18 protein-coding genes and 1 tRNA gene are annotated in these 21,361 nt (G+C 67.9%); 11 read left to right on the top strand and 8 right to left on the bottom strand.

The window, feature by feature from the left end; all coding sequences use genetic code 11:
- Nucleotides 1–178: 178 nt before the first annotated feature.
- From ASE43_RS04805 to ASE43_RS04785, 5 genes are all read right to left on the bottom strand, one after another.
- Complete coding sequence (locus ASE43_RS04805; protein ID WP_056175956.1) at nucleotides 179–598, bottom strand: thioesterase family protein; 420 nt, start codon at nucleotides 596–598, stop codon at nucleotides 179–181.
- Nucleotides 595–3,519 carry an excinuclease ABC subunit UvrA gene (uvrA, locus tag ASE43_RS04800; protein WP_056175950.1) on the bottom strand — a complete coding sequence of 975 codons (2,925 nt, stop codon included), beginning with the start codon at nucleotides 3,517–3,519 and terminating at the stop codon, nucleotides 595–597. The genes ASE43_RS04805 and uvrA overlap by 4 nt, the downstream gene beginning before the upstream one ends.
- Before the next feature lie 453 nt (nucleotides 3,520–3,972).
- Nucleotides 3,973–4,839, bottom strand: coding sequence for an OmpA family protein (locus ASE43_RS04795; RefSeq protein WP_157499662.1), 867 nt, complete (start codon nucleotides 4,837–4,839; stop codon nucleotides 3,973–3,975).
- A gap of 118 nt (nucleotides 4,840–4,957) precedes the next feature.
- Nucleotides 4,958–7,024, bottom strand: a complete 2,067-nt coding sequence (locus ASE43_RS04790; protein WP_057159616.1) for a S8 family peptidase — start codon at nucleotides 7,022–7,024, stop codon at nucleotides 4,958–4,960.
- A 761-nt stretch (nucleotides 7,025–7,785) separates the two neighbouring features.
- On the bottom strand, nucleotides 7,786–8,427 hold the full coding sequence (locus ASE43_RS04785; RefSeq protein WP_057159615.1) for a YidB family protein: 642 nt from the start codon (nucleotides 8,425–8,427) through the stop codon (nucleotides 7,786–7,788).
- A 222-nt stretch (nucleotides 8,428–8,649) separates the two neighbouring features.
- On the opposite strand from ASE43_RS04785, the gene rplU reads away from it, so the two are divergent.
- The 3 genes from rplU to cgtA all read left to right on the top strand — a co-directional run bounded on the left by rplU (nucleotide 8,650) and on the right by cgtA (nucleotide 10,490).
- The gene (gene rplU, locus ASE43_RS04780) at nucleotides 8,650–8,970 is read left to right on the top strand and encodes a 50S ribosomal protein L21 (RefSeq protein WP_036113830.1); all 321 of its coding nucleotides are present in this window, start codon (nucleotides 8,650–8,652) and stop codon (nucleotides 8,968–8,970) included.
- 12 nt (nucleotides 8,971–8,982) lie between these two features.
- Complete coding sequence (gene rpmA / locus ASE43_RS04775; protein ID WP_056175940.1) at nucleotides 8,983–9,237, top strand: 50S ribosomal protein L27; 255 nt, start codon at nucleotides 8,983–8,985, stop codon at nucleotides 9,235–9,237.
- A gap of 185 nt (nucleotides 9,238–9,422) precedes the next feature.
- Entirely contained in the window at nucleotides 9,423–10,490 is a 1,068-nt protein-coding gene (gene cgtA, locus ASE43_RS04770; protein WP_056175936.1) for an Obg family GTPase CgtA, read from the top strand.
- A 304-nt stretch (nucleotides 10,491–10,794) separates the two neighbouring features.
- On the opposite strand, the gene rpsT is transcribed toward cgtA, so the two are convergent.
- Entirely contained in the window at nucleotides 10,795–11,064 is a 270-nt protein-coding gene (gene rpsT / locus ASE43_RS04765) for a 30S ribosomal protein S20 (protein ID WP_056175933.1), read from the bottom strand.
- Nucleotides 11,065–11,212: 148 nt separating this feature from the next.
- On the opposite strand from rpsT, the gene murJ reads away from it, so the two are divergent.
- From murJ to ASE43_RS04725, 8 genes are all read left to right on the top strand, one after another.
- The gene (gene murJ, locus ASE43_RS04760; protein WP_056175930.1) at nucleotides 11,213–12,844 is read left to right on the top strand and encodes a murein biosynthesis integral membrane protein MurJ; all 1,632 of its coding nucleotides are present in this window, start codon (nucleotides 11,213–11,215) and stop codon (nucleotides 12,842–12,844) included.
- Between the two features lie 96 nt (nucleotides 12,845–12,940).
- Complete coding sequence (locus tag ASE43_RS04755) at nucleotides 12,941–13,981, top strand: bifunctional riboflavin kinase/FAD synthetase (RefSeq protein WP_057159614.1); 1,041 nt, start codon at nucleotides 12,941–12,943, stop codon at nucleotides 13,979–13,981.
- Nucleotides 13,982–14,067: 86 nt separating this feature from the next.
- Complete coding sequence (gene ileS, locus ASE43_RS04750; RefSeq protein WP_057159874.1) at nucleotides 14,068–16,938, top strand: isoleucine--tRNA ligase; 2,871 nt, start codon at nucleotides 14,068–14,070, stop codon at nucleotides 16,936–16,938.
- A gap of 118 nt (nucleotides 16,939–17,056) precedes the next feature.
- Nucleotides 17,057–17,560, top strand: a complete 504-nt coding sequence (gene lspA / locus ASE43_RS04745) for a signal peptidase II (RefSeq protein WP_056175926.1) — start codon at nucleotides 17,057–17,059, stop codon at nucleotides 17,558–17,560.
- Nucleotides 17,561–17,580: 20 nt separating this feature from the next.
- Nucleotides 17,581–18,531: a 4-hydroxy-3-methylbut-2-enyl diphosphate reductase gene (gene ispH / locus ASE43_RS04740; RefSeq protein WP_056175923.1), complete on the top strand. Its 951-nt coding sequence runs from the start codon at nucleotides 17,581–17,583 to the stop codon at nucleotides 18,529–18,531.
- Nucleotides 18,532–18,658: 127 nt separating this feature from the next.
- Nucleotides 18,659–18,734, top strand: a tRNA-Thr gene (locus tag ASE43_RS04735).
- A gap of 341 nt (nucleotides 18,735–19,075) precedes the next feature.
- A complete protein-coding gene (locus ASE43_RS04730; protein ID WP_057159613.1) occupies nucleotides 19,076–19,558 on the top strand; it encodes a hypothetical protein in 483 nt (160 codons plus the stop codon).
- 70 nt (nucleotides 19,559–19,628) lie between these two features.
- A complete protein-coding gene (locus ASE43_RS04725; RefSeq protein WP_162258751.1) occupies nucleotides 19,629–20,228 on the top strand; it encodes a hypothetical protein in 600 nt (199 codons plus the stop codon).
- 215 nt (nucleotides 20,229–20,443) lie between these two features.
- Here ASE43_RS04725 and ASE43_RS04720 read toward each other — a convergent pair whose 3' ends face one another.
- Complete coding sequence (locus ASE43_RS04720; RefSeq protein ID WP_057159611.1) at nucleotides 20,444–20,716, bottom strand: hypothetical protein; 273 nt, start codon at nucleotides 20,714–20,716, stop codon at nucleotides 20,444–20,446.
- A complete protein-coding gene (locus ASE43_RS04715) occupies nucleotides 20,716–21,066 on the bottom strand; it encodes a hypothetical protein (protein WP_157489555.1) in 351 nt (116 codons plus the stop codon). The genes ASE43_RS04720 and ASE43_RS04715 overlap by 1 nt, the downstream gene beginning before the upstream one ends.
- Nucleotides 21,067–21,361 lie beyond the last annotated feature (295 nt).

Below are 21,361 nucleotides of genomic sequence, written 5' to 3'. Positions count from 1 at the left end.
CGCCGGTGCGCTGATCGCCACCGCCCACGATGACAACGCGCTCGTCTATCTTCCCGTCGACAACGGATGCGGACGCGCGTTGTCGAACCGCCACTTCGTGCACGACCGAACGCCAACGGGCTATGCCCGCTGGCAGGACGGATGACCAGGGGTTCGCCGTGCGCTGCCTGCGAGCGCCTCAGCGCTCGATCGCTTCCAACACCGCCGCCGGCAGCGGCACCGGACGGCCGCTGGCGCGGTCGATCCAGACCACCACCACATGGCCGTCGCAGTACAGCGCGCTGCCATCCTCGGCCACGATGCGGTGGCCGATGGTCAGGCTGGTGCTGCCCACGCGCTGCGTGTACAGCTCCACCGCGACCGCCGACGGATAGGGAATGGGCAGCCGGTAGTTCAACTGCACCGCCGCCAGCAGCGGCGCGTTGGTCTCGCTGACCCATTCGCCGTCCCAGCTCGCGAACCAGCGGATGCGGGTTTCCTCGAGGTAGGTCAGGAAGTTGGAGTTGTTGACGTGATTGAACGCGTCCAGATCGCGCCAGCGCAGCTCGATCGGCATGCGGAACAGCACGGGCGCGGCGGTGTCGGTGGTTTCGGTCATGCGGCGGACTTCTTCTTGCCCTTGGCCGCGGCGGGCTTGGCGGCGGCCGCCGTCTTGCGTGCGGGCTTGGGCATGGTGCGTGTGGCCGGCGCCAGGCCCAGCAGCGGCGCCAGGAAGTGGCCGGTGTGCGAATGCGGCAGCGCGGCGATCTGCTCGGGGGTGCCGGTGGCGAGGATGCTGCCGCCGCGATGGCCGCCCTCCGGGCCCAGGTCGATGACCCAGTCGGCGGTCTTGATCACGTCCAGGTTGTGCTCGATCACCACCACGGTGTTGCCGTCGTCGCGCAGGCGGTGCAACACCGCCAGCAGGTGCTCGATGTCGTGGAAGTGTAGGCCGGTGGTCGGCTCGTCGAGGATGTACAGCGTGCGCCCGGTGTCGCGGCGCGAGAGTTCCTTGGACAGCTTGACGCGCTGCGCCTCGCCGCCGGACAGGGTGGTCGCGCTTTGGCCCAGCTTGATGTAGCTCAGGCCCACGTCCATCAGCGTTTCCAGCTTGCGCGAGATCGCCGGGATCGCCTCGAACAGACCCAGCGCATCTTCGACCGTCATTTCCAGCACGTCGTTGATGTTGTAGCCCTTGTAGAGGATCTCCAGGGTCTCGCGGTTGTAGCGCTTGCCGCCGCACACGTCGCAGGGCACGTACACGTCGGGCAGGAAGTGCATCTCGACCTTGATCAGGCCGTCGCCCTGGCAGGCCTCGCAGCGGCCGCCGCGCACGTTGAAGCTGAAGCGGCCCGGCGAGTAGCCGCGCGAACGCGCTTCGGGCACCTGCGCGAACAACTCGCGCAGCGGCGTGAACAGGCCGGTGTAGGTGGCCGGGTTGGAACGCGGCGTGCGTCCGATCGGCGACTGGTCGATGTCCACGACCTTGTCGAACAGCTCGATGTTCTCGACCGATTTGTACGGCGCCGGCGTGTGCGAGGCGCCGTTGAGCTCGTTGGCCGCGATCGCGAACAGGGTGTCGTTGATCAGGGTCGACTTGCCCGAGCCGGACACGCCGGTGACGGCGGTGAACAAGCCCGACGGGATGGTCAGATCGACGTCCTTGAGGTTGTTGCCGCTGGCGCCGCGCAAATGCAGGCTGGTCTTGGGATTGGGCTTGTGGCGGGTCTTGGGGATCTCGATCCGGCGCTTGCCGCTGAGGTACTGGCCGGTCAGCGAGCGCGGCGCCTTGAGGATGTCGGGGAACAGGCCCTGGGCGACGATCTCGCCGCCGTGCACGCCGGCGCCGGGGCCGATGTCGACGATGTAGTCGGCCAGGCGGATCGCGTCCTCGTCGTGCTCGACCACGATCACCGTGTTGCCGAGGTCGCGCAGGCGGGTCAGGGTGCCCAGCAGGCGTTCGTTATCGCGCTGGTGCAGGCCGATCGAAGGCTCGTCCAGCACGTACATCACGCCGACCAGGCCGGCGCCGATCTGGCTGGCCAGGCGGATGCGCTGGGCTTCGCCGCCGGACAGCGAGTCGGCCTTGCGCTCCAGGGTCAGGTAATCGAGGCCGACATCGACCAGGAAGCGCAGGCGGTCGGCGATTTCCTTGACGATCTTGACCGCGATCTCGCCGCGCCAGCCCGGCAGGTTGAGCGACTTGAAGAAGCTCAGCGCCTCGTCCACGGGCAGCACCACCAGTTCCGGCAGCGGGCGCTCGGCCACGAACACGTTGCGCGCGGCGCGGTTCAGACGCGCGCCGCCGCATTCGGTGCAGGCGCGTTCGCTGATGTACTTGGCCAACTCCTCGCGCACCGCGGCCGATTCGGTCTCGCGGTAGCGGCGCTCCAGGTTGGGCACGATGCCCTCGAAGCGATGCTTGCGCTGGCTGCGGCCGCCGTTCTCGGTGATGTAGCTGAAGTTGATCTGCTCGTCGCCGCTGCCGTAGAGCACGGCGTTGCGGGCCTTCTCGGACAGCGATTGCCAGGGCGCGTCGACGTCGAACTTGTAGTGCTTGGCCAGCGATTGGATCAGCTGGAAGTAGTAGGCGTTGCGGCGGTCCCAACCACGCACCGCACCGGCCGACAGCGACAGCTCCGGATGCACGACCACGCGCGAGGGATCGAAGAACTGGGCCACGCCCAGGCCGTCGCAGGTCGGGCAGGCGCCGACCGGCGAGTTGAACGAGAACAGGCGCGGTTCCAGCTCCGGCAGCGAGTAGTCGCAGACCGGGCAGCTGTACTTGGACGAGAACAGCAGCGGCGCGGCGTCGGCCTTGTCCAGCGACATCACCTGGGCCATGCCGTCGCCGAGCTTGAGCGCGGTCTCGAAGGATTCGGCCAGGCGCTGCTTGATGTCCTCGCGCGGCTTGAAGCGGTCGATCACCGCCTCGATGGTGTGCTTCACGCGCAGCGCCAGCGGCGGCACCGCGTCGATCTCGTACAGCGCGCCGTCCACGCGCACGCGCACATAGCCCTGCGCGCGCAGCTGCTCGAAGATCTGCGCGTGCTCGCCCTTGCGCTCGCGCACCACCGGCGCCAGCAGCATGTAGCGCTGCTCCGGGTCCAGCGCGATCACCTGGTCGACCATCTGGCTGACCGTCTGCGCTTCCAGCGGATAGTGGTGGTCCGGGCAGCGCGGCGAGCCCACGCGCGCGTACAGCAGGCGCAGGTAGTCGTAGATCTCGGTGATCGTGCCTACCGTCGAACGCGGGTTGTGCGACGTCGACTTCTGCTCGATCGAGATCGCCGGCGACAGGCCTTCGATGTGATCGACATCGGGCTTCTCCATCACGCTGAGGAACTGCCTGGCATACGCCGACAGCGACTCGACGTAACGGCGTTGGCCTTCGGCGTAGATCGTGTCGAACGCCAGCGACGACTTGCCGGAGCCGGACAGGCCGGTGATCACGATCAGCTTGTCGCGCGGAAGGTCGAGGTCGATGTTCTTGAGGTTGTGCGTCCGCGCGCCGCGGATGCGGATGAAATCCAGCGCCATCGTTTGCCTGCAATGGGGGAGGGCGCCGGCGCCCGAGGCGACGGCGAACAGAAGAGCGTATCGAGTGCGGAAGATGGGGGCAAATCCGCGGAACGGAAGGGCCGCGAAGAGGACCTGTCGCAGGCCTGATCGCGACGGTGGTTTCGTTTGCGGCGAAGAGCGGCGGAGGGCGGCTGCGGGATCGGGTGTACTGGATCGAGCATTGGGGAAGGGCAAATCCCCCTAGCCCCCCTTTTTCAAAGGGGGGAACGGCTGGATTACTTCAGTAGAGGGAAGCTGCTCCGATTCTTGAGGGCTAGCTTGTCTTCCCCCTTTGAAAAAGGGGGATTGAGGGGGATTTGCTTTTCCCGTCCCCCGCCCAAAAAAACGCCGGCGCAAACAGCTCGCCGGCGAGGGCCTGGAGAGAGGCCGGTTACGTAATCGGGGGCGGCCGCCGCGCTGCCGGCCGCTGTGTCATTTGACCAGCTTGAAACTGATGCCGCGCCCGCTATCGGGCCCCGCGGCCTTGGTCTCGATCGCGCCCGGGCTGACGCCGTTCACGACCAGCAGCACCTTGACCGCTTCCGCGCGCGCCTTGGACAGCGCCTGCTCCTCCTCGCTGGCGCCGCCGCCGGGCGGGCCGTAGATCTCCACGCGGGTCTGCGCGGGCGCGGCCTGGATGGCCTTGGCGGCATCGCCCAGGGCGTCCAGGCTGGCGGCGGCGATGCGCGCGCTGTCGCCTTCGAACGCGATCGGGGTCTGGTTCAGGGCCCGGACCACCTCGGCGGCGCTGGCCTGCTTGTCCAGCGCGGCGAGGGCGGCGTTGGCCGGCCCCGCGCCCACGCCCTCGAACAGGCCGGTGTAGGCGTAGCCGGGGTAGAGCGTGCGCGCCTGTTCCAGAAGGGCGGCGCGATCGGCCTCGGCGACCTGGCCGCTGAGCTCGATGCGCTGACCCTGAAAACTGACCGCGGCGCCGGGCTGCTGGAAGGCGGTGGCGAACTTGGGCAGGTTGGCGGCCCAGGTGGCCGGGCGCGCGTAGGGATCGACGGCGAGGTCGCCGGATACCCGTTCGGCGCCGTAGGCGTGGGCGAGCGCGGCGATCACCGCCTGCTTGGCGGCCTCGCTGTCGACGTTGCCGTCGTAGCGCAGGTTGCCGTTGTTGTTGACCAGGCTGAGCTTGGCGTCGTAACGCGGCACCGGCGCGGCCTCGGCGGTCTTGGCCGTCTGCGCCTCGCTGCCGGCGGGGCCGCGGTTGCAGGCGGCCAGGCCGGCCACGCAGGCCAGCGTCAGCAATACGGCGCCGGCGCGATGCCGACGCGGGAATGGGGTGTGGGGATGCATGCAGACTCCAGAACGGTAGCAGGGGAACGACGGGTCGGCGGCCCCGCGCATGCGCGGCGGGTCGCGGCCCGGTAGCGGAGGGCCCGGCGTGCCGGGCCCTCCGTGTTGCATGCCGCGATCAGCGCTTGGAGGAGGCGTACTCGATCTCCACCGGGTCGGCGCATTCCTGCGTACCGTTGTTGCACAGCTTGTAGCTCATGGTGCCGGTGCCGATGATCCGGAAGGTATCGGTGGTGGCGCCGTTGTTGCGCACGGTCTTGAGGATCGCGCCGTTACGGTAGACGTCGATGTTGCGCTTGCCCGCCTGCCAGGTCAGATCCACGCGGGTGCGGTGGTTGGTGAGCGGGGTCGCCTCGGCCTCGACCGCGCGCGGCCAGTTGGCGTCGGTGAAGCTGGGGTACAGCGACACGCCGGCGGAGTTGCTGAAGCCCTTGATCGTCACGTACCAGATGCCGCCCTGCGGTGCCGGGAAGAAGCAGTTCTCGTTATTGCCGGAACTGAACGGACGGCAGTCGTAGGAGGTGTTGGTCGGCGGGGTGCCGCGCTTGACGTAGATGTCCGCGTCGCCGGTGCCGCCGTACATGGCGAACAACAGGTTGGACGCGCCGTTGGGCACCAGCAGCTGGTAACGCACGTTGCCGCCGGCCAGCACTTCGATGCCGGTGACGGTGACGCCGTTGGACAGCGGGGTCGCCGGTTCCGGCGCCGGCGGCGGCGGCGGATCGGCCGGCAGCGCTTCGGCGCCGGAAGCCACGGCCACCGCGTAGCGGGCGTCGACGATGCCGGTGCCGCAGGGCTTGTCGTAGTTGCAGCCGCTCGGGAAGCCGCCGGACGCGTAGGCGGTGTTCTCGAGGATCTTCTTGATCTGCGCCGGGGTCTTCGGCGTCGGCGCCGCGGCCTGCATCAGCGCGACCACGCCGGCGACGTGCGGAGCCGCCATCGAGGTGCCCGCCATCCAGGCGTAGCCGTCGCCTTCCTGGCCCTGCAGGCCCAGGTTCAAGGTCGACAGAATGTTGTCGGCCGCCGGGTTGGCGCCCGAACCTCCGGGTGCGGCCACGTCGACCACCGCACCGAAGTTCGAGTAGCCGGCCAGCGTGCCGGTCGGACCGACCGCGGACACGGTGATCACGTCGTTACAGCTCGCCGGCGAGTAGCCGGCCGCATCGGCCGAGGAATTGCCCGCCGCCACCACGACCGTGGTGCCGCGACCGGCCGCCGCGGTGTAGGCGGCCTGCTCGGCGACCGAGCATGCACCGCCGCCGCCGAGGCTGAGGTTGATGACTTCGGCCGGGGTGGCGTTGGCCGGCACGCCGGTGACGGTGCCGCCGGACGCCCAGGTCACCGCGTCGATGATGTCGGACTCGTAACCGCCGCACTTGCCCAACACGCGCACCGGCTGGACCTTGGCGCCGAACGCGACGCCGGCCACCCCGACGCCGTTGTTGGTCGAGGCGGCGATGGTGCCGCTGACGTGGGTGCCGTGCCAGCTGCTGTCCTCGGGAATGCCGAAGATGTTGCATTCGCCGTCGTGCCAATCGCCCGGATCGTTCGGGTCGGCATCGCGGCCGTCGCCGTCGACGCTGACGTCCGGATCGATGATGAAGTCGTAACCGGCGACCAGGTTGCCGATCAGGTCGGCGTGCGGGGTGATGCCGGTGTCGAGCACCGCGACCACGACGCCATCGCCGGTGCTCAGGTCCCAAGCCGGCTCTGCGTTGATGCCGCCGGGGCCGTTCTTGTAATGCCACTGCTGCGCGTAGCCCGGATCGTTCGGGACCAGCAGCGGCTTGCGCAGGCGATCGGGTTCGACCGCGAGCACGTTGGGGTCCTTCATCAGCTCGATCATCAGCTGCTTGCTGGCCACGCTGTCGAGCTTGCGCTCGGTGCGGATCAGCGCGGCGCCGGTGGCCAGCGTGCGCATCGGCGCGATGCCCAGGCCCAGCGCCTTCGACGCGCTGGCGAGTTGGGTGCCGACCTTGGCCGCGGCGACGCCCTTGGCGTTGCTGGTGCCCTTGAAGGTGATGATGTAGCGGTCGTATTGGGCCGGCTGTTCCTTAGCCGCCTTCGCCGCCTGCGGGGACAAGGTCGAGACCTTGGTCTTGTTGGCCGTCGGCAGCTTGCCGCCGGAATAGGCCGCCGGTGCGACCACGATCGCGGTGGCGATGGCCAGTGCGGTCCATTTCATAGAACGTGCTTTGCGAGTCATGACAAACATCCTTGATTTCGTAGCTCATGATCCCCGACGCATCCCCTGATAGCGTCGGGCGCTGGTCCGCGGCTATGGCATCTTTCCTCGCCGCGGGACTTCGGTGCGCAGGCTGCGCGCAGGCGCCCGTCCGGGGCATCGCGCAGTCGCGGTAATGGGGGAACAAGAACGAAGGAACGCAGCTTCGCGTAGCGGCGTCGCTGTGGCTGCGACGCGCGCGAACGCATCGCGATGCGCGGCCTGGGCGCCTTGCAAATCGGGGCAATGAACCACGCACGCGCTGCGCGCGCCGTCGCGGTGAGATGCGGGAAGGCTGGATGACTCCAGTCGCATGCAGAGGCCCCCTGTGTGTGGAACCGGCGATCTCCGCCGACGTCGCGCGCGCTGGCGTGCGACTCAGCATCCATGCCGGTTCGATCCCGACGCGACCCCCTGCAGGCGCGTCACTGGCAAGCTAATTCAAGCGTCGCGATGCGCGCAAGTGGCGCGCACTACTACTAAAGCAGGCACCGGCGATGCGCGGATATGTAACGCCGCATGTAACGTGGATGCGTCTGCGATGCAGCAAATCCAATGCGATGCTGAATTCGTTGCGAAAAATGCCGCTCTTCACAAACACGAACGGGCGCGCGCCCAGCGCAACTTGCGATGACGGTACTGTGTAAACGCCATGTCGATAGTGTGAACTGCGTCGCGCCGCAATTGCGGCGCAATGCGCGTCCAAGCGCGTTGGCTTCGCGTTAAACGCGCAACAGCAGCGCCAACGCGATCAGCAGCGAGGCGATCAGCAGCCACGGCAGCGCGCGGCGAGCGAACGATTTCGCCGACGGCAGCGGCGGTCCGTCGTTGGCGCGATACAGCGGCGCGGGCTCGGAAGGCAGCGCTCCCGGTGCGGTGTCGCGGATCGGCTGCGGTCCGATCGATTCGAGCGCGGGCGACTCGGTGCGCGGCATGTCGTCGATGGGCGGCGCGTGCGGCCCGGACTCGTGAGGGCCGGACCCTTTCGATTCGCCGCTCCCCGTGCGGCCGCCGCGCCAGCGGCCGTCCTCGCTCAGGGCGTCCACGGCTTCGGGCAGGATCGCGGCCGAGGCGCTGGCCACGGCCGCCGCGGGCAGGCCCAGGGCGCGGGCGAGGGCGGCGATCTCGGCCTCGCCGAACACCCGCTCCAGTTGGTCTGCGGTCAGCGGCCGATTCGGGCCCGGGGCGATCCAGGACGTCGCCAGCGGCTCCAGCCCCTGGGCCCGGAAGGCCTGGACGAAGCCCGCCGTCCCGCCCCGGGCGGGGTCGAAAATACGGTCCAGCCAGGCCGCCAGCAGGCGCCGGGCCTGGTCCGGGTTGAGGCCGTGACGGCTCCCGACCTGGTCCAGCAGATGTTCGAACATGCGGCGATCCCGTGGGGAAGGGCGGCCACGGGGTCCTTCGTAGCGTGCTCACTACAGCATGAGACGCGTTAAGGCCGCGACAGGCGGCCCCGGGGGCGGGGGCAGTGCCGTCCGGCGGACCGGGATAGTTGCCCTAACCCGCTGAAGCACCTACAATTCCGCTTCTGTCCGCCCGCTATTGGGTGCGGCAGCGACCAAAATAACTACAGAGGAATACCGGTCATGTACGCAGTACTGGTCACCGGCGGTAAGCAATACCGCGTGATGCAAGGCGAGACGCTCCGCGTCGAGCTGCTCGATGTCGAAGCCGGCAGCGAGATCAAGTTTGACACCGTCCTGATGCTGGGCGATGGCGAAGGTGTGAAGCTCGGCGACGCGCTCAAGGGCGCCAGCGTCACCGCCAAGGTCGTCGGCCACGGCCGCGCCGACAAGGTGCGCATCGTCAAGTTCCGCCGCCGTAAGCACCATCGCAAGCAGATGGGCCACCGTCAGCACTACACCGAAATCGAGATCACCGGCATCGCCGGTGGCGACAACAAGTAAGGAGCAGCAGCCATGGCACACAAAAAGGGCGTAGGTTCTACCCGCAACGGCCGCGACTCCAACCCGAAGTACCTGGGCGTGAAGATCTACGGCGGCCAGGCCATCGAGGCCGGCAACATCATCGTGCGTCAGCGCGGCACCCAGTTCCATCCGGGCGCCGGCGTCGGCCTCGGCCGCGACCACACCCTGTTCGCGCTGGTCGACGGCAAGGTCGAGTTCTCGACCAAGGGTCCGAAGAAGCGTCGCACCGTCAGCGTCGTCGCCTAAGCGCGACGCGCGGTACGCGAAGGGCCCCGCTTCGGCGGGGCTTTTCGTTTCTAAGCCGGGATTGGGGATTCGGGATTCGGGATTCGCAACAGCGAAAACCCGGACTTCCCGCTCCCGCTACAATCTCCGGTGGCCCCGTTTTTGCTCTACGAATCCCCAATCCCGAATCCCCAATCCCGGCTCTTATGAAACTCGTCGACGAAGCAGAAATCCAAGTCATCGCCGGTAACGGCGGCAACGGCTGCATCGGCTTCCGTCGCGAGAAGTTCATTCCGCTGGGCGGGCCGGACGGCGGCGACGGCGGTGCCGGCGGCAGCGTCTGGCTGGTCGCCGACGAGAACGTCAACACCCTGGTCGATTTCCGCCACCAGAAGCAGTTCCGCGCCCAGCGCGGCGAGAACGGCATGGGTCGGCAGGCCTACGGCAAGGGCGGCGACGATCTGGTCATCGTGGTCCCGGTCGGTACCGTGGTCACCAACGTCGAGACCGACGAGGTGATCGGCGACCTGACCACCAGCGGCGACCGTCTGCTGGTCGCGCGCGGCGGCAAGGGCGGCCTGGGCAACATGCATTTCAAGAGTTCGACCAACCGCACCCCGCGCAAGGCCCTGCCGGGTCTGCCGGGCGAGCAGCGCGAACTCAAGCTCGAACTCAAGCTGCTCGCCGACGTTGGCCTGCTGGGCTTCCCGAACGCGGGCAAGAGCACCCTGATCCGCGCGGTCTCGGCGGCCACGCCCAAGGTCGCCGACTATCCGTTCACCACGCTGTATCCGAATCTGGGCGTGGTCAGCGTGGAAGCGCACCGCAGCTTCGTGATCGCCGACATTCCGGGCCTGATCGAAGGCGCCGCCGACGGCGCCGGCCTGGGCGCGCAGTTCCTGCGCCATCTGCAGCGCACGCGTCTGCTGCTGCACCTGGTCGACATCGCGCCGATGGAAGGCGGAGTGGAGGGCGTGAGCCCGGCCGAGCAGGTGCGCGCGATCGAGCGCGAACTGGCCAAGCACGATCCCGAACTGCTGGCCAAGCCGCGCTGGCTGGTGCTCAACAAGGCCGACCTGCTGCTGGAAGAAGAGCAGCAGGCCGCGGCGCAGGCGATCGTCGACGAACTGGGTTGGAAGGATCGCTGGTACCTAGTCTCGGCGATCGGCCGCGACGGCACCTGGCCGATCATGCTGGACGTGATGGCCTTCTTCGACCGTCAGCGCGAAGAGGCGCTGGAAGCCGCGAACGCCGCCGGCGAACATGCGCCCTGAGCCGCGGGCTCGGCGTTCAATTTCGACCCTAAGCGGCGCTCGTCGCGCGCCGCACTTGGCCGCGCGCATCGCCGGCCGCGCCGTCGCCGCGCGAGGCGAGGGCGCGCAACGCTTCTTACTCGCTTCACGCGCGGCGCCGACGATGCGCCGCATGTCCCGGCACGCATACGGCGCGGCTTCCGTCGCGAATGTTTCCGCACGCGCGGCCGCGTGCGTCGTGAATCGCCTGCCCGCAAAAAGCAAAAACCCGGCCGAAGCCGGGTTTTCGCATGCTGCTGCGGCGCTAACCGCAGTCGCGTCGCAATCAGGCGGCGGACAGCGCCTTGATGCGGGCCGACAGGCGGCTCTTATGGCGCGCGGCCTTGTTCTTGTGGATCAGGCCACGGGAGCTGAAGCGGTCGAGGATCGGCTGAGCGACGTCGAACGCGGACTTGGCACCGGCGGCGTCGTTCTCGCCGAGGGCCTTCAGCACCTTCTTCACGGCGGTACGCAGCATCGAACGCTGGCTGGCGTTACGGGCATTGCGGACGACCGTCTGCTTGGCGCGCTTCTTGGCGGACTTGATGTTTGCCACGGGTGGTTTCCTGGAAAATTTGGTTGAAAGCTGTGATGGAACTGGGTGCAAAAATGCAATTGCGGAAAATCAGACCCAAAAGTATGGCCGATTCAGTGACTTGCGTCAACTGGGCAGGCGCCGCCGCGGGAATGGCCGGGGGCGGGCGATGAGCAAGGCCGGTTTGCTGCGTTCCTCGGTGGTTTTCAGCGCCATGACCCTGATTTCGCGGGTCTCCGGCCTGGTCCGCGACCAGGTCTACGCCTGGCAGTTCGGCGCCAGCCCGGCCATGGACGCGTTCTTCATCGCGTTCCGGATCCCGAATTTCCTGCGTCGGCTCTCGGCCGAGGGCTCGTTCTCGATGGCCTTCGTGCCGGTGTTGGCCGAGTACAAGGAAAAGCAGGACCACGCCGCGGTCAAGGAACTGGTCGACCGGGTCACCGGCACCCTGACTGCCGCCTTGCTGGTGCTGACCGCGGCGGTGGTGCTGGCCGCACCCTGGGTGATGCAGCTGTTCGCGCCGGGCTTTGAGCCGGGCACCGAGCAGTACCGCCTGGCCACCCAGATGCTGCAGATCACCTTCCCATACGCCTTGTTCATCTCCCTGGCCTCGCTGGTCGGCGGGGTACTGAACAGCTATGAGCGCTTCGCGATTCCGGCGCTGTCGCCGGTGCTGCTGAACCTGTCGATGATCGCCGCCGCGGTGTGCGCGGTGCCGCTGATGCGGCCGCTGGGCCTGGAGCCGGTGCTGGCGCTGGCCTGGGGCGTGTTCGTGGCGGGCATCCTGCAACTGGTGTTCCAGTTGCCGGCGCTGTCCAAGCTGGGCCTGCTGCCGCGGCCGCGCTGGGGCGGGGCGCACGCGGGCGTGCGCAAGATCATGCGGTTGATGGTGCCGACCCTGTTCGGCTCCTCGGTGGCTCAGCTCAATCTACTGCTCAACACCGCGCTGGCTTCGTTCCTGATCGCCGGCAGCGTGACCTGGCTGTATCTGACCGACCGCCTGCTGGAATTCCCGCTGGGCATGTTCGGCGTCGCGATCGGCACCGTGATCCTGCCGCATTTGTCCAAGCGCCATGCCGCGACCGATCCGCAGGGCTTTTCCAAGGGGCTGGATTGGGGTTTCCGGCTGTGCCTGCTGATCGGCATTCCGGCCTGCCTGGGCCTGGTGTTGTGTGCCGAGGCCTTGATCGCGACCCTGTTCCAGTACGGCCGCCTCAGCGCCACCGACACCGAGATGATCCGCCTGAGCCTGATGGCGCAGTCCACCGCGGTGCCGGCGTTCCTGCTGGTGAAGGTGCTGGCGCCGGCCTTCTATTCGCGTCAGGACACCAAGACCCCGGTGAAATCGGCGGTGGTGTCGGTGATCGTGAACCTGGTCGCGACCGTGGCCCTGTTGCTGAGCGCGCTGTACTTCACCGAGGCCGGCCAGGCCGCGTTGCTGCGCAGCGGCGGGCATCTGCGCGAAGCCCTGGGCTACGTGCCCGGCGCGCACGCCTGCCTGGCGCTGGCGATCGCGATCGCCGGCTGGGTCAACGCGCTGCAACTGGCCTGGTACCTGCGGCGCGCGCGGGTCTACGCGCGCCAGCCCGGCTGGGGCCGCTTCCTGCGTCAGATCGGCGTGGCCGCCGTGGCGATGAGCGCGGTGGTGCTGGCCCTGTTGTGGCTGTGGCAGGGCTGGACCGCGTGGCCGTGGTGGGAGCGCGGCTGGAAGCTCGCGGTGACGGTGGGCGCAGGCGGCGCGGTCTACGCCGCGATGCTGTGGCTGCAGGGCATCCGCCCGCGCGACCTGCGCGGGCACTGAGTCCGGCGCAGGCGGCTTGAGAGTCGCCCGCGCCGGCTATACTTCCTGATTCATCCTTTTGAACGCTCCTTTCGAGCCGGTCCCCCACGCAATCCCATGAGCAGGCTGTTTCGTGACGTCGAGGGCGGGCCCCGTTGCCCGCACGGCAGTGTGGTCTGCATCGGCGCCTTCGATGGCCTGCACCTCGGGCATCGCGCGCTGGTGCGCCACACGGTCGCGCGTGCGCACGCGCTGGGCGTGCCGGCGGTGGCCTTGAGCTTCGAGCCGCTGCCGCGCGAATTCTTCGCCCCGTCGGCGCCGCCGCCGCGCCTGCTGCTGCCGCGCGCCAAGGCCGAGGGCCTGCTCGCGCTGGACGCCGACCAGGTCGGCCTGCTGCGTTTCAACGCCCGCCTCAGCGGCCTGGACGCCGAGACCTTCGTGCGCCGCGTGCTGGTCGAGCGCCTGGGCGCCCGCGAGGTCTGGGTCGGCCCCGAGTTCCGTTTCGGCAAGGCCCGTGGCGGCGATATCGGCGTGCTGCGCCGGCTCGGCGAGGAGTGCGGCTTCGAGGCGCACGAGATCGAGCCCGTGCACCACGACGGCGAACGCGTCTCCAGCACCCGCATCCGCGCCGCGCTGCTGGCCGGCGACTTCGCCGCCGCCGCCGGCCTGCTCGGGCGCCCTTATGCGATCGGCGGGCGCGTGGTGCGCGGCCAGCAGCTCGGCCGCACCCTGGGGTTCCCGACCGCCAACCTGCGCTTCGGCGGCAAGACCCCGGCCTTGTCGGGGATCTACGCGACCTGGGTGCACGGTGTCGGCGAGCGTCCGCGCGCGTCGGTGTCCAGCCTGGGCACGCGTCCGACCGTGGACGGCGTCGAACCGCTGCTGGAAGCGCATCTGTTCGACTTCGACGGCGACCTGTACGGTCGTCGCATCGAGGTCGAGTTCGTCGCCCACCTGCGCGCCGAGCTCAAGTTCCCCGATCTGGCTTCGCTGACCCAGCAGATGCACCGCGACGCCGCCCAGGCGCGCGAGCTGCTGGTGCTGGATGCGCAGCGCCGCTCGCTGCAACCGATGCACACCGAACTTCCGCACCACGACCCTCGACGTGCGTCTACGTCGCCAGCTCGGGCCGCCGACGCGGCCGAGAAAACTGCCTGAGACCCGCTGTGACCAACGACCCCAGCCAACCCGCCCCCGGCAACGCCTACAAGGCCAGCCTGCTGCTGCCGGCGACCGATTTCCCGATGCGTGGCGATCTGCCCAAGCGCGAGCCGGAAACCCTGGCGCGCTGGGAGAGCGAAGGTCTGTATCAGCGAATTCGCGAGAAGACCGGCGGCCGCGAGCGCAGCTTCGTGCTGCACGACGGCCCGCCGTACGCGAACGGCGAGATCCATGTCGGCCACGCGGTCAACAAGGTGCTCAAGGACATCGTGGTCAAGTCCAAGCTGCTGGCCGGCTTCGATGCGCCTTACGTGCCGGGCTGGGACTGCCACGGCCTGCCGATCGAGCACAAGGTCGAGAAGGAATTCGGCAAGGTCGGCAGCACCGTCGACGGACGCGTGCTCGACGCCGCCGAATTCCGCGCCAAGTGCCGCGAGTACGCGACCAGCCAGATCGACATCCAGCGCCGCGGCTTCAAGCGCCTGGGCGTGACCGGCGATTGGGACCATCCCTACCGCACCATGGATTTCCGCTACGAGGCGGACATCATGCGTTCGCTGGCCAAGATCGTCGATCGCGGCCATCTGGTGCGCGGCTCCAAGCCGGTGCACTGGTGCTTCGACTGCGGCTCGGCGCTGGCCGAGGCCGAGATCGAGTACCAGGACAAGGAATCCACCGAAATCTACGTGCGTTATCCGGTGCTGGACCGCAAGCGCGTGTTCGACGCCTTCGGCCTCGCCGACGACGGCGCGCCGCTGTCGGTGCCGATCTGGACCACCACGCCGTGGACGCTGCCGGCCAGCCTGGCGGTCACGCTGGGCCCGGAAGTGAACTACATGCTGGTCAAGCTGGAGGCGGGCTCGGAAGGCTTGTTCCGCGAGGACGCTCAGCGCCCCGAATACCTGCTGGTCGCGCACGACCTCACCGCGGGTTTCCTGACCACGCTGGCCAACCGCGACGCGCTGAAGCAGGGCGCGAGCGTGCAGGCGAGCGAGTGGGGCCCGCAGCCGGGCGTCGCCTTCGAGGGCCTGCGCCTGCAGCATCCGTTCTACGAGCGCGAGATCCCGGTCCTGCTGGGCGACCACGTCACCGTCGACGCCGGCACCGGCGCGGTCCACACCGCGCCCGGCCACGGCCAGGAGGACTACGCGGTCGGCCTGAAGTACGGCCTGGTCGAGCGCTACAGCGCCGCCCAGATCAATCCGGTCGACGCGCGCGGCCTGTACCTGCCGTCGACGCCGCCGGCCGACGGCCATGCGCTGGCCGGCCAGCACATCTTCAAGATCGATCCGATCATCGTCGAGGTGCTGCGCGCGCGCGGCGCGCTGCTCGCCGCCGGCCGCATCAAGCACAGCTACCCGCATTGCTGGCGCCACAAGACGCCGGTGGTGTTCCGCGCCACCCCGCAGTGGTTCATCTCGATGGAGCAGGCCGGCCTGCGTCGCGACGCGCTGGCCGCGATCGGCGGCGTGTCCTGGGTGCCGGGCTGGGGCGAGGCGCGCATCTACAACATGATCGAGGGCCGTCCGGACTGGACGATCTCGCGCCAACGCTATTGGGGCGTGCCGATCGCGCTGTTCTTCCATCGCGAGACCGGGCTGCCGCATCCGCGCACCGGCGAAATCATGCGTCAGGTCGCCGACGCGGTCGAACGCGAGGGCACCGACGCCTGGTACGCGATGACCGCCGAGCAACTGCTGGGCGACGAAGCCGCGGACTACGAGAAGGTCAACGACATCCTCGACGTCTGGTTCGACTCCGGCACCAGCCACGAGTGCGTGCTCGCGCAGCGTCCGCAGGACGGCCTGCATAAGCCCGCCGACCTGTACCTGGAAGGCTCCGACCAGCACCGCGGCTGGTTCCACAGCGCGCTGCTCAGCGGCGTGGCGATGGACGGCGTGGCGCCGTACCGGCAGGTGCTGACCCACGGCTTCACCGTCGACGAACACGGCAAGAAGATGTCGAAGTCGATGTTCAACGCGCTCGCGCCGGACAAGGTCACCGACACCCTGGGCGCCGACGTGCTGCGCCTGTGGGTGGCCTCGACCGAGTTCCGCAACGAGATGACGGTCTCCGACAAGATCCTCAAGCAGAACGCCGACGTCTACCGCCGCATCCGCAACACCGCGCGCTTCCTGCTCGGCAACCTCAGCGGTTTCGACCCCGCGCGCGATCTGGTCGCGCTGGGCGACATGGTCGCCCTGGACCGATGGATCGTGCACCGCGCGGCCGAACTGCAGGACCGCATCGCCGCCGCCTACGAGCGTTACGACTTCGCCGAGATCGTGCAGGCGTTGTCGAACTTCTGCAGCGTCGACCTGGGCTCGTTGTACCTGGACGTGACCAAGGACCGCCTGTACACGATGCAGGAGAACTCGCGCGGCCGCCGTTCGGCGCAGAGCGCGATGTACCGCATCGCCGAGGCCTTCGTGCGCTGGATCGCGCCGATCCTGGCCTACACCGCCGACGAGATGTGGCGCCACCTGCCGGCCAACACCGAACAGGGCGCGCGCGAAGGCAACGTGCTGTTCACTACCTGGTACGACGGCCTGGCCCTGCTGTCCGACGAGGCGCCGCTGTCGGCCGAGGACTTCGCCCGCCTGCTGGCCCTGCGCGACGACGTCAGCAAGACCCTGGAACCGATGCGCGCCGAAGGCAAGATCGGCGCCGCGCTCGAGGCCGAGATCGCGCTGCGTTGCGGCGTCGCCGATCAGAACTGGCTGGCGCCGTTCGCCGACGAGCTGCGCTTCCTGTTCATCAGCGGCGACGTCGAAATCGTCGCCGACGATGCGATCAAGGACATCGCGGTGACCGCCGCGCCGACCGCCAAGAGCAAGTGCGTGCGCTGCTGGCATTACCGTGCCGACGTCGGTAGCGACCCCACGCATCCGGAACTGTGCGGCCGCTGTGTAGACAACGTCGCCGGCGCGGGCGAGGACCGTCGCTGGTTCTGAACCCTCGTCCCTCATCCTCTCCGCGTCGACCCGATGCGGAGCGATAGCCGAATCACCGGGTCCCCCGCGGACCTCTTCACCGGGCTTCCGGCCCCGCCGGAACCAGGAGCGCAACACGATGTCGCAACTCCCCAGCAAGAACGCGCTGCCCTGGCTGATCGTCTCGGTCGTGGTGATCGTGCTCGACCAGCTCAGCAAGGCCTGGGTGCTGTCCTCGCTGCCCGAGTACACCGCCATCCCGGTCATCGAAGGCGTCTGGAACTGGTACCGCACCTACAACACCGGCGCCGCCTTCAGCTTCCTCAGCGACGCCGGCGGCTGGCAGAAGTACTTCTTCGTGGTGCTGGCGGTGGCCATCAGCGGCCTGCTCGCGGCCTGGCTGCGGCGCACCGCGCGCGGCGACTGGAAGACCGCGCTGCCCTACGCGCTGGTGATCGGCGGCGCCCTGGGCAACGTCATCGATCGCCTGCTGCACGGCCACGTGGTCGACTTCATCCAGTGGCATTGGCAGGAGCACTACTGGCCGGCCTTCAACCTGGCCGACTCGGCGATCGTGGCCGGCGCGGTCGGGATCGCCCTGGTCGGCCTGTTCGCGACGCCCCCGGCCAAGCCCAAGGGCTAGGGCAGGAGTACAATCGGCCCATGGACGTCCTGCTCGCCAATCCCCGCGGTTTCTGCGCCGGCGTCGACCGCGCGATCGAGATCGTCAAACGCGCGATCGAGACCCTGGGCGCGCCGATCTACGTGCGCCACGAAGTCGTGCACAACCGCTTCGTGGTCGACGACCTCAAGCACCGCGGCGCGATCTTCGTCGAAGAGCTCGACGAAGTGCCCGACGGCGCCACCGTGATCTTCAGCGCCCACGGCGTGTCCAAGGCCGTGCGCGAGGAAGCCGAGCGCCGCGGCCTGAAAGTGTTCGACGCGACCTGCCCGCTGGTCACCAAGGTGCACCTGGAAGTCTCGCGCCACTGCCGCGCCGGCCGAGACGTGATCCTGATCGGTCATGAAGGCCACCCGGAAGTCGAAGGCACCATGGGCCAGTGGCGGCGCGAAGCCGGCTCCGGCCGCATCTATCTGGTCGAGGACGCCGACGATGTCGCCGCGCTCGACGTCGACCAGCCCGAGAATCTGGCCTACACCACCCAGACCACGCTGTCGGTGGACGACACCCGCAGCGTGATCGAAGCCATGCGCGCCAAGTACCCGGCTATCCAGGGCCCGCGCCACGACGACATCTGCTACGCCACCCAGAACCGCCAGGACGCCGTGCGCGAACTGGCCGCAAAGTGCGACCTGGTGCTGGTGGTCGGTTCGCCCAACAGCTCCAACTCCAACCGCCTGCGCGAGCTGTCCGAGCGCGAGGGCGTGGAAGCCTACCTGATCGACGGCGCCGTCGAGATCGACCCGGAATGGGTCAAGGGCCGCAAGCGTATCGGCATCACCGCCGGCGCCTCCGCCCCGGAAGTGCTGGTGCGCGGCGTCATCGAGCGCCTGCGCGAACTCGGCGCGCAGCGCGTCAACGAGCTCGACGGCGAGCCCGAGGACATGGTCTTCGCCCTGCCCAAGGAACTGCGCCTGCGCCTGGTCGGCTGAGGCCGGGAGCGGGCAGGGCGCCTTCCGACCCGGCTGAATTGACCCGCCCCGGTGCCCAACCCTACAATTCACACCCCCGCGGCCTGCCCGCGGACGCCCACGCCGCAAGGCCGAGGCCCGTAACACCGCCGGAATAGCTCAGTTGGTAGAGCGGCGCATTCGTAATGCGTAGGTCGTAGGTTCGATTCCTATTTCCGGCACCACACCTCAAAGCCCCGCGACGCGGGGCTTTGTCGTTTCTGGCATCTGACCGGCGCCAGCTCCCCAAGCGCCAACGAACGCTCCCAATCTCCGGGTAGGAACGGCGCAAGCCGCGACCACGAACCCCACCTGCCGCAAAAACACCGATCCCCCGCTTCGCGCTTTAGCCCCCTCCTTTGAAAAAGGAGGGCTGGGGAGGATTTGCTCTTGCCCCACCTTCCGCCTAAACCAAAGACGCGCCTCAGGCCCGCCTCGGAACTTTCACAACCCCGCGCCGCCGCCAATCGCATCACCCTGTCGCTACACTCCCAAAACGCACCATTCAATCCATCCAGGAGCTCCCATGCGTTTTCGATTCCTGTCGTTCACGCTAGGGCTGGCGCTCCCTCTCGCAGTGTTAGCCGCTCCCCAGGCCCCCGACATCGTCGGCGCCTGGACCTGCGGCCCCTACGAAACACCCGGCCCCGACCTCTCGGCTTCGACCATCGACCGTCGCGTCTACTCCGACAACGGCTACTTCACCGAACACAGCTTCGTCACCTACACCCGCGAAGGCCTGCAAATCCGCACCGAAACCCGCAACACCGGTACCTGGTCGCTGCAGGGCGACTTGATCGAAGTCCGGTTCAACTCGTCGAAGTTCCTTTCCTCCGACCATCCTGCGTTCACGGTCGCCCACGGGCAGGCCACGTTGGATGCCATGAGAGCCCGCAAGAACTCGGATACAAAGCGCATCCTCCGGTTCGACGGGCAGAGCATGGTCACGATCCCGTTGGGTTCGATGGACGCGCAGGGCGAAGTGCAGGTGTCCTGCAGCAGAGGTTGATCGTCGCTGGCGCGGGCAACATGACTGTCAACGTATGAAAAGTCCGGGGGAAGCGATGAGACGTTGGGTATTGGCGATCGCCATGTGTGGCGCGGCCGGTGTGACGTTCGCGGGCGAAGCCAAATCGGAGCCGGTTCAAAGCGCGTGCTTTCCTGCGCGCATCGGCGATCTGGAGGCCTTCAGCTTCTCGAAAGAGGATCACGACGCGCTGCACCGGGATCGCCTGGGGAAAATTTTCGGCTATAACGCGCGCCCCTACCGGACCGCGCTGACGGTGTACCTCATGGACAAATCGCGGTCCGCGAGCGTGGAAACGGAATTCAGAGGGGCCGAAACCGAAATCGTGGCGGCGCATCCAGGCATGGAAATCGTTACGCGCAACTTTGCGCAGATCGTCTTGGCGGGTCACCCCGCCCCTGGGCAGTTGGGGCTCTACCGGTGGACCAAGGAGAACGAGGACGTCGGCTCCGTCCTGTGGATAGGCGAGTCGCCCAGCAGGATAGTGAAGATCCGCCTCTCGTTCGTCGCACCGAAGCCGGCCGATCAGGCCGCCGCCGCGATGCAATACGCCATGAACGCCGTGGGCGACGCGGCGAAACATATCTGCGAGCCGGTCTCATCGGATGTGGATGATGCGTTCGGGAAACCGTCGCCTTCAAAAGCTTCGTAGGCTCACCCTATGCCGCCACCCGCACTGACAGATCACGCCTTCGATCGCCTCGTATCCTTGCGCGATGCCTACTGCCTCATGGAACGCTTCGCGTCGGCGTACCTGGCCCGCGGCGGGTTGGCATTGGGGCGAAACAAAAGCGGCTCGGTCAAGGCTGTGACCGAGCCGCTGCAAATCCAACGCTGGGCCTGGAGCAGAGCTGACGCGCGTGGCGCCTAGTTGCAACTGCCCTTGTGCTTGGCGCGAACCCCGCGACAGCGGAACATCCCGTTCTCCAACTGCACGCAGGTATCGAGCTTCGGGTACGTACTCACGCAGCGCTTCGCCGCTTTGGCGGCGGCCTCGACATTGCGGGTGGCGGCGGCCATCGCTTCTTCCAGCGTAGCGCCATCGCCGGTCACGACGACGCCGGCATAGGCTGGCAATGACAGCGCTAGCAGTGTCCCCAAGAGGAGCGGTGCGATCGCCTTCGGCTTTCTGGCGTTCATCACTGGCCTCCCGCCAAGAAGGCTTTGGCGGCCGGGCCGCTCAGGCCGTTCGCCGCCTTGATCAGATTGTCCAGGTCCGAAGGCTTGTTGGCGCAGCTGCCCTTGTGGTTGGCGCGGATGGCCTTGCACTGGAAATAGCCCGCGAACTTCGCCGACTCCTCACAGGTGTCGAGCGACGGATAGGCGGATACGCAGGTGCCGTGCGCGATGGCGGCTTTCTCGACGGCGGCGACGCTCTTTTCCAGAGCGACGCCGAGGTCCTTGTCGACGCCGTACACCGGCTCACCCGCCGCAGCCTGTCCGGAAAACACGGCCAACCCCAAGGCCGTTACGATCAAAATCCGATTCATACATCCCCCTGTATGCGTAGTTTTGAAAGCCCTACGGTGCCGGGTGTGCTGTGGCTGTCCCCATCGGCACCGCGCAAGGATGCTAACCAGTGGGTTAGGGGCTTCGCAAATGAGTCCGCCGGTCCGAGGGGGCGGCGGACTGCTAATCCGCCCACGCGCTGGTTAGGCATCGCCGAAACAGGGGGCAGGGTGGGGGCTACTTTCTAAAGGCCGACTTCAACGTCTATTCCCCGTTCGGCAGCCACTGGCTTTCGCACAGCTCCTGTGCCAAATCCATCGCATTGACACGTTTCCT

The sequence above is a fragment of the Lysobacter sp. Root983 genome (assembly GCF_001429345.1).
Taxonomy (GTDB): domain Bacteria; phylum Pseudomonadota; class Gammaproteobacteria; order Xanthomonadales; family Xanthomonadaceae; genus Lysobacter.
This window is presented reverse-complemented; position numbering and strand designations above follow the sequence as displayed.

Bases quoted from the DNA above. Each gene is read 5' to 3' on its own strand.
- ASE43_RS04720 (WP_057159611.1), bottom strand. From the start codon at position 20,716: ATGAACGCCAGAAAGCCGAAGGCGATCGCACCGCTCCTCTTGGGGACA.
- ASE43_RS04715 (WP_157489555.1), bottom strand. From the start codon at position 21,066: ATGAATCGGATTTTGATCGTAACGGCCTTGGGGTTGGCCGTGTTTTCC.
- rpmA (WP_056175940.1), top strand. From the start codon at position 8,983: ATGGCACACAAAAAGGGCGTAGGTTCTACCCGCAACGGCCGCGACTCC.
- murJ (WP_056175930.1), top strand. From the start codon at position 11,213: ATGAGCAAGGCCGGTTTGCTGCGTTCCTCGGTGGTTTTCAGCGCCATG.
- ileS (WP_057159874.1), top strand. From the start codon at position 14,068: ATGCGTGGCGATCTGCCCAAGCGCGAGCCGGAAACCCTGGCGCGCTGG.
- lspA (WP_056175926.1), top strand. From the start codon at position 17,057: ATGTCGCAACTCCCCAGCAAGAACGCGCTGCCCTGGCTGATCGTCTCG.
- ASE43_RS04795 (WP_157499662.1), bottom strand. From the start codon at position 4,839: ATGCATCCCCACACCCCATTCCCGCGTCGGCATCGCGCCGGCGCCGTA.
- ASE43_RS04805 (WP_056175956.1), bottom strand. From the start codon at position 598: ATGACCGAAACCACCGACACCGCCGCGCCCGTGCTGTTCCGCATGCCG.
- ASE43_RS04790 (WP_057159616.1), bottom strand. From the start codon at position 7,024: ATGAAATGGACCGCACTGGCCATCGCCACCGCGATCGTGGTCGCACCG.
- ispH (WP_056175923.1), top strand. From the start codon at position 17,581: ATGGACGTCCTGCTCGCCAATCCCCGCGGTTTCTGCGCCGGCGTCGAC.
- ASE43_RS04730 (WP_057159613.1), top strand. From the start codon at position 19,076: ATGCGTTTTCGATTCCTGTCGTTCACGCTAGGGCTGGCGCTCCCTCTC.
- ASE43_RS04755 (WP_057159614.1), top strand. From the start codon at position 12,941: ATGAGCAGGCTGTTTCGTGACGTCGAGGGCGGGCCCCGTTGCCCGCAC.
- uvrA (WP_056175950.1), bottom strand. From the start codon at position 3,519: ATGGCGCTGGATTTCATCCGCATCCGCGGCGCGCGGACGCACAACCTC.
- rplU (WP_036113830.1), top strand. From the start codon at position 8,650: ATGTACGCAGTACTGGTCACCGGCGGTAAGCAATACCGCGTGATGCAA.
- ASE43_RS04785 (WP_057159615.1), bottom strand. From the start codon at position 8,427: ATGTTCGAACATCTGCTGGACCAGGTCGGGAGCCGTCACGGCCTCAAC.
- cgtA (WP_056175936.1), top strand. From the start codon at position 9,423: ATGAAACTCGTCGACGAAGCAGAAATCCAAGTCATCGCCGGTAACGGC.